Here is a 13050-nt window from a genome sequence, read left to right as displayed (position 1 = left end):
TTTCACCAAGGATTCACCGTGGCCACGGCGGGACCTGTCCGCCGAGCGGGACTAGGCTCTACCCGTGATGCGACGGACGAAGATTGTGTGCACGCTCGGACCGGCCACTGCCACCGAGGACCGTATCCGCGAACTCGTCGAGAGCGGCATGGACGTGGCTCGGCTGAACTTCAGCCATGGCGAGCACGCCGACCATGCCGAGAACTACAAGAAGGTGCGTCAGGCCTCCGACCACCTCGGCCGGGCCGTCGGCATTCTCGCCGACCTGCAGGGTCCCAAGATCCGCCTCGGCCGTTTCCTGGAGGGCAGGACCGTCTGGGCGACGGGCGAAGAGGTCCGCATCACCGTCGACGACATCGACGGCACCCACGACCGCGTGTCCACCACCTACAAGGAACTGGCCCAGGACGCCAAGCCCGGCGATCGCCTGCTGGTCGACGACGGCAAGGTCGGCCTCATCGTCACCCGTGTGGACGGCAACGACGTGGTCTGCCGGGTCACCGAGGGCGGACCGGTCTCCAACAACAAGGGCGTGTCGCTGCCCGGCATGGACGTGTCGGTCCCCGCGCTGTCGGAGAAGGACATCGAGGACCTGGAATTCGCGCTGAAGCTCGGCGTGGACTTCATCGCGCTGTCGTTCGTGCGGTCCCCGTCCGACGTCGAGCTGGTGCACGACGTGATGGACCGGGTCGGCCGCCGGGTGCCGGTGATCGGCAAGCTGGAGAAGCCGGAGGCGATCGACAACCTCGAGGCCGTCGTCCTGGCCTTCGACGCGGTGATGGTCGCGCGCGGCGACCTCGGTGTGGAGCTGCCGCTCGAGCAGGTGCCGATCGTGCAGAAGCGCGCCATCCAGATGGCCCGCGAGAACGCCAAGCCGGTCATCGTCGCCACGCAGATGCTGGAATCGATGATCGACAACTCCCGCCCCACCCGCGCCGAGGCTTCCGACGTGGCCAACGCGGTGCTCGACGGCGCCGACGCGGTGATGCTGTCGGGTGAGACCTCGGTGGGCAAGTACCCGATCGAGACGGTGCGCACGATGGCGCGCATCGTGCACGCGGTGGAGACCGAGTCGACCCGGGTGCCGCCGCTGACCCACGTGCCGCGCACCAAGCGCGGTGTGATCTCCTACGCCGCCCGCGACATCGGCGAGCGGCTCAACGCCAAGGCGCTGGTCGCGTTCACCCAGTCGGGCGACACGGTGCGCCGCCTGGCGCGCCTGCACACCCCGCTGCCGCTGCTGGCGTTCACGCCGCTGCCTGAGGTCCGCAGCCAGCTGGCGCTGACCTGGGGCACCGAGACCTTCATCGTGCCGACCGTGAGCAGCACCGACGCGATGATCCACCAGGTGGATGTAGCACTTCTGTCGATGGGCCGATACCAGAAAGGTGACCTGGTGGTCATCGTGGCCGGGTCGCCGCCCGGTACCGTCGGTTCCACCAACCTGATCCACGTTCACCGAATCGGTGAGGAGGACCATTAGTGAGTGCTTCCCTGAGCAGCCCCGTCGCCGTCGCGGAGTCCGATGCGCAGCGTTCCGACCTGGACGTGCTGCTCGGCCTGCTCGATCTCGAGCAGATGGACGAGGACGTCTTCGTCGGCCAGCACCCGGAGAAGGTGTGGAGCCGCACCTTCGGCGGTCAGCTCGTCTCGCAGGCCATCATCGCGGCGGGCCGGACGGTCGGCGACCGTCCGGTGCACGCGGTGAACGCGCATTTCGTGCGCGGCGGCGATGTGAAGAAGCCGATCGAGTACCGGGTGGACCGGCATCGCGACGGTCGCGCCTTCGCCAACCGCACGGTCACCGCCAGCCAGGACGGCCAGGAGCTGTTCGTCATGCTCGCCGCCTTCCAGGACTGGGGCACCGGTCTGGAGCACGCGCACGCGCAGCCGGAGGTGCCGGACCCGGAGACGCTGCCGCGGGTGGAGGAGAGCTTCGAAGGCTTGGAGGACAAGCTGGAGATGTTCGTCAAGGCGCCGCATCCGATCGATATGCGCTACACCAACGATCCGGCATGGATCTTGAAGGGCACGGGGGAGCGGCTCAACCACAACCGGGTGTGGATGCGCGCGGACGGCAGGCTGCCCGACGATCCGCTGATCCATGTGGCGACGCTGGGCTACTCGTCCGACACCACGGTGCTGGACTCGATCATCACCACCCACGGGCTGTCGTGGGGCCTGGACCGCATCGTCGCGGCCACGGTCAACCACTCGATCTGGTTCCACCGCCCGTTCCGTTTCGACGAGTGGGCGCTGTACTGCACCGAGTCGCCGGTGGCCGCGGGCTCCCGTGGCCTGGCGACCGGCCGCTTCTACTCCCGCAGCGGTGATCTGCTGGCCACCACGGTGCAAGAGGGACTCATCCGCCACTTCCCCGCGCGGCGCTGAGCCCCGCAGCGGTTCGAATCACAGCAGTTCGAGATCGCGATCGATGTCGAGATCGACGTCGGTGCAGTGCGAAGCGTGAATCGAGACCGGGATATCGGCTCCCGGCTCGGTTCGCGCCAGCCCCGAGATGCCGTGCAGCAGCTGGCGTTCCAGCGCGGCCATGTGGTCGTCGGTCAACTGGTCGGGTGCGCCGACCAAACTGAGCGCGATCTCGTAGGTGCTGCGATGGTCCGAGCTCTCGCCGGGACGATCGGCGCGGCAGCGGCTCTCCAGAGCCGTGTGGGCCGGATCGTCGGCGTCGACGGGCAGGGTGAAGCGCCAGGCGAACACGTCCCGGTCGGTGAGATGGTCGTCCACCACCTCGCGCACGGCGTCGACGACGCGTTCGAGAGTTTCCGGTGTCACATAAACATGGAGCGAAACATCCGAAATGCGTTTCGGCATGTCTGATTCCTGTCCTGTGTCGAACCAGCAACGGCGGAGAGTGTTGTCCGGCGGGAGTTTAATGCGTCCGGCGCGGAAATGAACACAGCCCGTTGATAACAGGTTCGATACGCGATGGCGCCCAGCGCGCTGACGGGTGCGATTTCCGCCCGCGGTCACCGGGTGCGCTGGGCGGCGAGGAATGTCGCCAGCGGCGCCGGTGCGCCGCCGGGGCGGATGACCAGTCCGCGGCGCTCGTCGTGCGGCCAGCGCGGCTGTTCGTGCGGGGCGAGCGCCAGCAGCAGCGGCACCAGCGCCTCGGCGATGCGGTCGCCCACCTCGCAGAACGCCTGGGCGGACAGCCCGACCGGATCGGCGATGTTCTCCCGGCCCACCAGGGACAGGTCGTTGCGAGCACGGTGCAATTCGGCGACCGTGCGCGCGCCGGTGACGTGCGCGATGCGGTGTGCCTCCAGCAGCGTGAAGGTGCGCGCTCCGGCGCCGAAGGCCAAGTCCGCCACCTGCTCGCGGATCTGCTCGGTCATCGTGAGAACCAGGTCGGCCTTGTCGATCATCTCCGGCTTCAGGCGGCGTGCCCGGAAATTGCTCGCGTCGGCGCCCAGCCCGGTGATGGTCTGCGCGGCCAGCGGCTCGACGGGAAATCCCACCAGCGCACGGGTTCCCGCACTTTCGGCGGTGAGATAGGGAAGATCGTGTTCGACCGCGAGGGCGCGCGTGAGCCGCTCGGCGATCACCGAACGGCAAACGTTGCCGTTGCAGACGAACAGGACGTGCATACCGCTAACGATAAACGGCGCGGAGGCTACCAGAAGGGTCTGAGTCGTTCGTCCCACATGTGGGAACAACATATTCATCTGTTCGTAGCGCGCCGTACACGAAGCGCGCCGCTTCGACCCTCTGGCCTGCGACGTACGTCACTCCGAAGAGCGGTGCGGTTCAATTGTCTCCAGGTTTGTACCCCGGCGGTCCCGCATTCAAACGACACACTGTGATTGCTTCGTGATTGGAAGGGCACGCAGGTTCTCGGATTCGCCACCGTAGTAAACGCTTTCGCTCACCACGGGTTCGATCACGGCCTGCCTACCCCGGACGCGACCTCGCCTCGTGACCGCTGGAGGCGACCACGGGCGCGAACCGCGCAAGTCCCGTCGCGGGATCCATCCCCCGGCGGCACATGGATCACGCGAGCGCTCCGGTGCACGGTTCGCCGCGTCGTGGGTCGGACTGGCTCGGGGGATCTCACCGACCGAACATGGCGATCCGGAACAGTCGCCCGCGATGACCCGGGCGCCTCTGACCACTGGCGTCGATGCCGCTCGCGGGCCAGCTCGCACGATTCCGGCAAACGCAGAACGGAGGCGTCGACACCTGGACTCACTGTCGCAACGCACTCGAAGCCCCGATCGCGACGCACCGCCGAAGCCCCGATCGCGACGCACGCCGAAGCCCCCGATCGCGACGCACCGCCGAAGCCCCAACCACTACGCACCGCCGAAGCCCCGATCGGAACGCACCGCCGAAGCCTCAATCGCAACCCACCCCAAAACGCCCCATCCCACGCGACGCAACCACGCACTCCGGGGGGTTCGGGGGGCGAAGCCCCGCCGAGCGGGGCCTGGGGGTTGCACCCCCAGAAAAACGACGAGCGCCCCCCGCGAGCGCTCTCCGCGAGCAGGGGACACCCAAAAGCGAGTGCCGAGTGTGGGACTCGAACCCACACGTCCTTTCGGACAACGGTTTTTGAGACCGTCGCGTCTGCCAGTTCCGCCAACCCGGCGCACCGGATGGCAACTATAGCCGGTCGGGTGGCGCAGACGGAAATGGGTTGGTCCGTGCGGCGCGAGGGGGCGGTTTGCGCAGGGTATATGCGTTCTATGCCGAAGTGAAAGGTACTCTTTACATCACTCGACAGCCCGAGGGATGGCCCGTGCTCGTCCCCGTGCGAGCGCGGCTTTCCTTTGGTTGGGTCGGGTACAGGGCATCGGAACCAGAGGGGTCTACCTATGAGCACAGCAGCTGGGGGCGCCGGCACCAAGAAGGACGCCGGGGCGAAGCGGGTCGTCGTCGCCGAGGACGAGGCGCTCATTCGCATGGATCTGGTCGAGATGCTGACCGAAGAGGGCTATCAGGTGGTCGGCGAGGCGGGTGACGGCCAGCAGGCGGTCGACCTCGCCGTGGAGCACCGGCCCGATCTGGTCATCATGGACGTGAAGATGCCGCGCCGCGACGGGATCGACGCCGCGGCGGAGATCGCGTCGAAACGCGTTGCCCCCGTGGTCATCCTGACCGCGTTCAGCCAGCGTGACCTGGTGGAGCGGGCGCGTGACGCGGGTGCGATGGCCTATCTGGTGAAGCCGTTCACGAAATCGGATCTGGTGCCTGCCATCGAATTGGCCGCCAGCCGCTTCCACGAGATCACCGCGCTGGAGAGCGAGGTCGCCAATCTCGCCGAGCGGCTGGAGACCCGCAAGCTGGTCGAGCGCGCCAAGGGCGTGCTGATGCAGACGCAGGGCCTTTCGGAGCCGCAGGCGTTCAAGTGGATTCAGCGCACCGCGATGGACCGGCGCACGACGATGAAGGCGGTCGCCGAGGTGGTGCTGGAGAACCTGACGCCGAAGTGACCGCGCGTCGCGAAAGAATTTACGCGAACGAAACGTAGTCGTGAACAAGAATTCGGAACGATGTCGCGCGCATGATCCGAATGTGATGCGGAACTAACGTACCGACGCTATGTTCTGACCGGGCTGATGTGAGTCGGCCTCCTCGGCGACCCCGGGGGAGCACAGAACATAGATGAGGTGCAAAGTGCTTAGTTCGACATGGCGCAGGCGCTCGACGCGAGCTGTTGTGGCCGTCGGCGCCGCCGCCGCGCTGGTGCTGACCGGTTGTAGCGACAAATCCACCAGCAGCGGTTCGGATTCCTCGGGTACCAACGGGGCGGGCGGCCTGTCCATCCAGCCGCTTCTGCAGGTCGACCAGCAGGGCAAGGAAGTGCCGAAGGCCGACGCGGCCACGGCGGCCGATCCCGCCGGCGACGGCAAGGCGACCTGCGCGCCCGGCACGGCCGTCGCGATGGCGGGTGCGCTGACCGGCCCCGACGCCGCGCTCGGCATCAACATCGTCAACGGCGTCAAGCTGGCCCTGGACAAGCACAACAAAGCCAACCCCGGCTGCAAGATCGAGCTGAAGCAGTTCGACACCGAGGGTGACCCGCAGAAGGCCACCCAGGTGATCCCGCAGATCGTCAACGATCGTTCGATCATCGGCCTGGTCGGTCCCGCCTTCTCCGGCGAGACGAAGGCGACCGGAAAGATCCTCAGCGACGCGGGCCTGGTCTCGGTGACCTCGTCGGCCACCAACGCGACGCTGACCCAGAACGGCTGGACCACCTTCTTCCGCGGCTTGGCCAACGACGACGTGCAGGGCCCGTCGGTGGCGAAGTACCTCGTCAACAGTGCCGGATACAAGAAGGTCTGCGTCATCCAGGACAACACCGACTACGGCACCGGCCTGGCGAAGTCCATCACCGACGGCCTCGGCGCCGCGGCCGACCCGGCGTGCGCGGCCAGCATCAAGAAGGGCGACAAGGACTTCTCGGCGACGGTCACCAAGGTGGCGGCGGCGAATCCGGACGCCATCTTCTACTCCGGCTACTACTCCGAGGCGGCGCCGCTGGCGCAGCAGTTGAAGTCCGGTGGCGTGAAGGCGGTCTTCGTCTCCGCCGACGGCACCAACGACCCGCAGTTCGTCGCCCAGGCTGGCAGCGCGGCCAAGGGTGCGAAGCTGTCGTGCCCGTGTGGTCCCGCTCCGGAGAAGTTCGCCAAGGATTACGAGGCGCTCAACGGTCAGGCGCCGGGCGTGTACTCGGTGGAGGCCTACGACCTCACCACGATTCTGGCCAAGGGCATCGACGGCGGGAAAGTGACCCGTCCGGACCTGCTCGATCATGTGCGGACGTACGACGGTGCCGGCCTCGCGCGTCAGTACAAGTGGAACCCGAACGGTGAGCTGTCGAATGCGCTGATCTGGGTGTACGAGGTCAAGTAGTCCCGGATCCCGGGCGCACGGCACGTACGGGGGTTCGCCGGAATCCCCGTACGTGCCGTTGTTCGGTGGGCGAATGGATGAGGGCGGAAATAAATGAAACAAACGGCATCGGCCGCCGGGATACAACTCGTGGCCGGCTCGATCGACTTCAACTACGAGGCGCTGATCGATAATTTTTGGCGGCTGACCGTCGACGGCGTGACCTACGGCGCCATCTATGCCTTGGTCGCCGTCGGCTACACCCTGGTGTACGGCGTATTGCGGCTGATCAATTTCGCCCATTCGGAAATCTTCATGCTCGGGTTGTTCGGCCAGTTGATCGGATTGATGATCTTCGGATTCACCGCGAGCCCCGATGTGTACAGCCAGGGGGTGGTGCTCACCGTCGTGTATCTGGGTCTGGCGATGGTCGTGGGCATGCTCGTGTCCGGCGGCGCGGCAGTCGGATTGGAGCGGGTGGCCTATCGCCCGCTGCGCCAGCGCGGCGCGAAACCGCTGGCCTTCCTGATCACCGCGATCGGCATGTCGTTCGTCCTCCAGGAACTGGTGCACTTCGTGCTGCCGAAGATCCGTCCCGATCTCGGCGGCACCAACGCGCAGCAGGCCATCCGGCTCGTCGAGCCCACCGTGCAGTTCGGCTTCGGCGGCGCCGAGGTCACCAACATCATGCTGCTCATCGTGATCGCCGCCGTGGCGCTGGCGATCGCCACCGAAGTGCTGATCAACCGGACCAAGTTCGGGCGCGGTATCCGCGCCGTGGCGCAGGATCCCGACACCGCGACGCTGATGGGCGTCTCGCGGGAGCGGGTCATCATGCTGACCTTCCTCATCGGCGGTGTGCTCGCGGGCGCGGCGGCGATGCTGTACACGCTGAAGATCCCGAACGGGATCATCTACTCCGGCGGATTCATTCTCGGTATCAAGGCGTTCAGCGCCGCAGTGCTCGGCGGCATCGGCAATCTGCGCGGCGCGCTGCTGGGCGGACTGGTGCTCGGCGTGGTGGAGCAGTACGGCCAAATCCTGTTCGGCACCGAGTGGCGCGACGTGGTCGCGTTCGTGGTGCTCGTCCTGGTGCTGATGGTTCGCCCGACCGGCATCCTCGGCGAGAGTCTCGGAAGGGCGCGCGCATGACCGACACGACCAAGACGGCGGCCACGCCGGACACCGCGCGCCGCGGCGTCGGCGACGCGATCCGCACCTGGTGGGACGGCCTGAGCAGGCCCGCGCAATGGGGCGTCGGCGTCCCGATCCTGCTGCTGCTCGCGCTGCTTCCGCTGTTCCCGCCGCCGCTGCTGAACACTCCTTCCTACAACTTCGGCCTGGTGATGGCGCAAGTGGCGATGTACGCGCTGCTGGCCATCGGCCTCAACGTGGTGGTCGGGCAGGCGGGCCTGCTCGATCTCGGCTACGTCGGTTTCTACGCCGTCGGCGCCTACACCGTCGGCCTGCTCACCAGCCCGAACAGCCCGTGGAACCAGACCGACGGCGGCTGGCTCGATCCGAAGTGGGCCTGGCTGGCGTGCCTGCCGATCGCGGTCGCGGTGACCGCGGTGTCCGGCCTGATCCTCGGTTCGCCGACGCTGCGGCTGCGCGGCGACTACCTGGCGATCGTGACGCTCGGCTTCGGTGAGATCGTCCGGCTGCTCGCGGAGAACCTGACCGAGCTCACCAACGGCAGCCTCGGCCTGTCGGGTGTCGCCTACCCGCACGTCGGCGAGTCCGCGAGCAGGCCGGAGGGCGTGTTCTCCGGCGGAAACCCTGGCGACCCGGACAGCGCCAACCTGCTCGACCGCGCCAGCTACGGCACCTATTGGTACTGGTTCGGCATGGCGCTGGTGGTGATCGTGCTGCTGGTGGTCGGGAACCTGGAACGCAGCCGCGTCGGCCGCGCCTGGGTCGCCATCCGCGAGGACGAGGACGCGGCCGAGATCATGGGCGTACCGACCTTCAAGTTCAAGTTGTGGGCGTTCATGATCGGCGCCGCGGTGGGCGGCATGTCCGGCGCGATCTACGCCGGGCAGGTGCAGTTCATCAATCCCACCGGCTTCAACATCATCAACTCGATGCTGTTCCTGTGCGCGGTGGTCATCGGCGGGCAGGGCAACAAGCTCGGGGTGATCTTCGGCGCGTTCGTCATCGCCTATCTGCCCGCGCGGTTGCAATCGGTGAACCTGGTGAGCGACGAGTCGACCGGCTACGTCCTGCTGACGATCGATGTCGCGGTGTTCGTCGCGTTGATCGTCGCGTGGCGGTTGTGGTCCGGTCGGCTGGGAGTGTGGCCGCGGCGCGGAGTCGTCACCGCGATGGTGGTGACCGGCGTACTGGCGCTGCTGTTGCTCGGCAGCGTGCTGCTGTTCCGCAAGGGCGGCGCGCAGTCGCTGGGCGACCTCAAATATCTGTACTTCGGTATCGCGTTGGTGGTGATGATGATTCTGCGTCCGCAGGGTCTGTTCCCGGTGCGGCAGAAGCTGCTCACCTATGGCAGGCAGGTGTACCAGGCCGTGCGCAGACCGGCCGCGGCCGAACCGATCGGAGCGGGCCGATGACCGGGCCGAGCGCGGGTGACGCGCTGTTCGACAACGAGGACATGGCCGCGGGCTACGCGGCCGAACCGGAGGCCGAGTCGGCGGGCACGGTCGACGTCACCCAGGTGATCCCGGAGCTCGCCGACGCGGCGACCGTCGCGGAAGTGGTCGCCCCGCACCGCGATATCGAGACCGCGGTGGGTGAGCCGCTGCTGCGCACCGAGGGCCTCACGGTGAAATTCGGCGGTCTCACCGCTCTGGATCAGGTGAGCTTCGAGATCCGCCGCGGCGAGATCCTCGGTCTCATCGGACCCAACGGCGCGGGCAAGACCACCTGCTTCAACGCGATCACCGGCGTCTACCAGCCCGCCGCCGGACTGGTGTACTTCGACGGCAAACCGCTGACCAAGACCAAGCGCAACGCGATCACCCGCCTCGGCATCGCCCGCACGTTCCAGAACGTGCGCCTGTTCGGTGAGATGACCGCGCTGGAGAACGTCGTGGTCGGCACCGACGCGCGGCACAAGACCTCGGTGCCGGGCGCGGTGTTCCGTACGCCGCGGCATCGGCGCGAGGAACGCGACGCGATCGAGCGCGGCATGGCGCTGCTGGAGTTCGTCGGGATCGCCCCGCGCGCGGTGGAGAAGGCGCGCAACCTCTCCTACGGCGATCAGCGCCGCCTGGAGATCGCCCGGGCGCTGGCCACCGAGCCGAAGCTGCTGTGCCTGGACGAGCCTGCGGCCGGGTTCAATCCGAGCGAGAAGTCCGCGCTCATGGACCTGATCCGCAAGATCCGCGACGACGGGTTCACCGTGCTGCTGATCGAGCACGACATGCGGCTGGTCATGGGCGTGACCGACCGGATCGTGGTGCTGGAGTTCGGCCGCAAGATCGCCGACGGACTGCCCGCCGACATCCGCGACAACCCCGCCGTGATCGCCGCGTACCTCGGCGTGCCGGATCTCGATGCGGTCGAAACCCGCACCGACGCAAGCGAACACGACGTGCCCGGGGATGACGCGGCGTCCGGCCCCGAGCCGGATGTGTCGGCCGAAGCTGCGGTGGTGACAGCGCCGGGGACGGAGGCGACGCGCGAGCCCGCCGCGGGCGCGCCGCTGCTGGAAGTCGAGGACATGGTCGTCAACTACGGCAGAATCCAAGCGCTGCACGGGATCTCGCTGACGGTCGCGGAGGGCGAGCTGGTCACCCTGCTCGGCGCCAACGGCGCGGGGAAGACGACCACGATGCGTGCGATGTCCGGCCTGCTGCCGCTGACCCGGGGCCGGATCCTGTTCGAGGGCCGCGACATCACCCGGATGAAGGCGCACGAACGGGTGCTGCACGGGTTGATCCAAGCGCCGGAGGGGCGGGGTGTCTTCCCCGGCATGACGGTGCAGGAGAACCTCGACATGGGTTGCTATGGACGAGGTTTCAAGCAGAAGGCGGAGTACGAGCGGACCTTGGAGTGGGTGTTCGAGCTGTTTCCCCGGTTGCTCGAGCGGCGCAAGCAGGTCGGCGGCACGCTCTCCGGCGGTGAGCAGCAGATGCTTGCCATCGCCCGCGCGCTGATGGCGCGGCCGCGGCTGCTGTTGCTCGACGAGCCGTCGATGGGGTTGGCGCCCATGGTGATCCAGCAGATCTTCCGGATCATCGGCGAGATCAATCAGCAGGGCACCACGGTGCTGCTGGTGGAGCAGAACGCGCAGCAGGCGCTGGCCCGCAGCGACCGCGCCTACATCATGGAAACCGGCGAGGTCACCAAAACCGGGCGCGGCGCGGAATTGCTCACCGATCCCGCGGTGAAATCGGCGTATCTCGGCGTGGGTTGACCTCCCCACCCGGCGCGCAGCCGAGTCCGGTGCCGCGCGGCCCGGCTCGAGGCATGATCGTGACCATGGATGGTCACGACGAGCTGATGAGCTTGGCCGAGCGGTACTGGGACAGCGTGCTCGAGGCGGCGCCGAGCGAGGCGACCCTGCTCGGCGACCGCCGCTTCGACGATCGGATCGAGGATCTGTCCGTCGAGGCCGAACAGCGGCTGCTGTCGACCTGGCGCGAGCTGCTGCGGGCGGTCGACGCGCTCGACGCCGAACGGCTCGGCCAGGCCGACCGCATCACCCGTAGCCTGCTGCGCACCGAATTGAGCGGCGCGGTCGAGCACATGGAATGGCGGCCGATGGAGCTGGCCTCCGATCAGATGAACGGCGTGCACGCCGGCGTGCTGATGGTGGCGCCGCAGACGAATGCGCCGCGGCCGGAGCACGCGCTGGCGCTGGTGCGCCGCTACCGCCAGTTCGGAAACATGCTCGGCCAGGCCGTCGAGCGGTTCCGGGCGGGGCTGGCCGCGGGCCGCACGCCCGCGCGGATCGCCATCGAGCGCTCGCTCAACCAGCTGGACGGCTACCTGGATTCCGACGTGGCCGCCGACCCGTTCGTCACCTTCGCCGGTCCGGAGGGCTGGGACGGCGAGGCCGCGTGGCGTTCGGAACTGGCCGAGGTGACGCGGGATGTCATCCGGCCCGCATTCCAGGTCTACCGCGACGCGCTGTACGACGAACTGCTGCCCGCCGCTCGTCCCGACGACCAGCCGGGCCTGTGCTGGCTCGGCGGCGACGGCGAGGACATCTACCGGCGGTTGCTGCGCCACCACACCACGCTGCCCGATCTCGGCGCCGACGAGATCCACGAACTCGGCCGCACCGAGCTGGCGAAGCTGCGCGAGGAGTACGCGACGGTGGGCGCGCGGCTGTTCGGCACCGGCGATCTCGGCGAGATCTTCGCCCGGCTGCGCGACGATCCCGCCCTGCGCTACGACGACGCCGAGCAGATCATGTTCGACGCCCGCCGCGCGCTCGCCCTGGCCACCGCCGAAATGGGGAACTGGTTCGGCCGGCTGCCGAAGGAGTCCTGCGACATCGTCCCGGTGCCCGAGTTCCTGGCCGCGGATTCGCCTGCGGCGTACTACTTCCCGCCCGCCGCCGACGGCTCGCGGCCGGGCACGTACTTCGTCAATCAGCACCATCCCACCGGTCGTGGACGCTTCGAGACCGCGTCGGTGGCCTACCACGAGGCGATTCCCGGTCACCATCTGCAGCTCACCATCGCCAACGAACTCGACCACCTGCCGCGCTTCCAGCGCCAGTCCTTCGCCAACACCGCGTTCGTCGAGGGCTGGGCGCTCTACACCGAGCGGCTGGCCGACGAGATGGGTTTGTACGAGGACGATCTCGGCCGCCTGGGCATGCTGGCGGGCGATTCCTGGCGTTCCTGCCGGTTGGTGGTCGACACCGGCCTGCACGCGAAAGGCTGGAGCAGGCAACAGGCCATCGATTTCATGGTGGCCAACGCGCCGGTCGGGCTGGCCGAGATCACCGTGGAGGTGGACCGCTACATCGCCATGCCGGGGCAGGCGGTCGGCTACAAGATCGGGCAGCTGGAGATCCTGCGCCAGCGGGTGGCGGCCACCGAGCGGCTCGGCGCAGGCTTCGACATCAAGGCCTTCCACGACGTGGTGCTCGGCTCCGGCTCGGTGAGCCTGCCGGTGCTGCGCGAACTGGCAGGCACGCTGTGACGGCGCGGGGCGCGATCGCCGGTCGCGCCCGCGAACCGCGATCCGGTCCCGGCGGCCGCGGCTGCCGGGTGT

The 13050-nt window shown here is 67.9% G+C and carries 10 protein-coding genes, 1 tRNA gene and 1 pseudogene; 9 read left to right on the top strand and 3 right to left on the bottom strand.

Annotation, left to right across the window (positions count from 1 at the left end; genetic code table 11):
- Positions 1-64 precede the first annotated feature (64 nt).
- Complete coding sequence (gene pyk / locus ACWDMM_RS21325) at positions 65-1483, top strand: pyruvate kinase (RefSeq protein WP_195082725.1); 1419 nt, start codon at positions 65-67, stop codon at positions 1481-1483.
- A 95-nt stretch (positions 1484-1578) separates the two neighbouring features.
- Positions 1579-2391, top strand: coding sequence for an acyl-CoA thioesterase (locus ACWDMM_RS21320; RefSeq protein WP_245676355.1), 813 nt, complete (start codon positions 1579-1581; stop codon positions 2389-2391).
- A gap of 18 nt (positions 2392-2409) precedes the next feature.
- Here ACWDMM_RS21320 and ACWDMM_RS21315 read toward each other — a convergent pair whose 3' ends face one another.
- The 3 genes from ACWDMM_RS21315 to ACWDMM_RS21305 form a co-directional block, all read right to left on the bottom strand.
- The gene (locus ACWDMM_RS21315) at positions 2410-2796 is read right to left on the bottom strand and encodes a hypothetical protein (RefSeq protein ID WP_323124493.1); all 387 of its coding nucleotides are present in this window, start codon (positions 2794-2796) and stop codon (positions 2410-2412) included.
- A 194-nt stretch (positions 2797-2990) separates the two neighbouring features.
- Complete coding sequence (locus ACWDMM_RS21310) at positions 2991-3611, bottom strand: arsenate reductase/protein-tyrosine-phosphatase family protein (protein WP_195082728.1); 621 nt, start codon at positions 3609-3611, stop codon at positions 2991-2993.
- A gap of 917 nt (positions 3612-4528) precedes the next feature.
- A tRNA-Leu gene (locus ACWDMM_RS21305) sits at positions 4529-4612 on the bottom strand.
- 226 nt (positions 4613-4838) lie between these two features.
- Between ACWDMM_RS21305 and ACWDMM_RS21300 the strand changes: the two genes are divergently transcribed.
- From ACWDMM_RS21300 to ACWDMM_RS21270, 7 genes and pseudogenes are all read left to right on the top strand, one after another.
- On the top strand, positions 4839-5456 hold the full coding sequence (locus tag ACWDMM_RS21300) for an ANTAR domain-containing response regulator (RefSeq protein ID WP_039797267.1): 618 nt from the start codon (positions 4839-4841) through the stop codon (positions 5454-5456).
- A gap of 184 nt (positions 5457-5640) precedes the next feature.
- Complete coding sequence (locus ACWDMM_RS21295) at positions 5641-6882, top strand: branched-chain amino acid ABC transporter substrate-binding protein (RefSeq protein ID WP_449939025.1); 1242 nt, start codon at positions 5641-5643, stop codon at positions 6880-6882.
- 93 nt (positions 6883-6975) lie between these two features.
- The gene (locus ACWDMM_RS21290; protein ID WP_449939023.1) at positions 6976-8013 is read left to right on the top strand and encodes a branched-chain amino acid ABC transporter permease; all 1038 of its coding nucleotides are present in this window, start codon (positions 6976-6978) and stop codon (positions 8011-8013) included.
- Complete coding sequence (locus ACWDMM_RS21285) at positions 8010-9428, top strand: branched-chain amino acid ABC transporter permease (RefSeq protein ID WP_449939020.1); 1419 nt, start codon at positions 8010-8012, stop codon at positions 9426-9428. The genes ACWDMM_RS21290 and ACWDMM_RS21285 overlap by 4 nt, the downstream gene beginning before the upstream one ends.
- Positions 9425-10369, top strand: a pseudogene (locus ACWDMM_RS21280) (ABC transporter ATP-binding protein); the annotation flags it as partial. The gene ACWDMM_RS21285 and the pseudogene ACWDMM_RS21280, both read left to right, overlap by 4 nt.
- 171 nt (positions 10370-10540) lie before the next feature.
- On the top strand, positions 10541-11236 hold the full coding sequence (locus ACWDMM_RS21275) for an ABC transporter ATP-binding protein (RefSeq protein ID WP_323124502.1): 696 nt from the start codon (positions 10541-10543) through the stop codon (positions 11234-11236).
- 53 nt (positions 11237-11289) lie between these two features.
- On the top strand, positions 11290-12978 hold the full coding sequence (locus tag ACWDMM_RS21270) for a DUF885 domain-containing protein (RefSeq protein ID WP_449939018.1): 1689 nt from the start codon (positions 11290-11292) through the stop codon (positions 12976-12978).
- Positions 12979-13050 lie beyond the last annotated feature (72 nt).

It is taken from the genome of Nocardia sp. NPDC003726 (assembly GCF_053586955.1).
The sequence above is the reverse complement of the archived record's forward strand: the minus strand, read 5'-3'. Positions and strand labels throughout refer to the sequence as shown.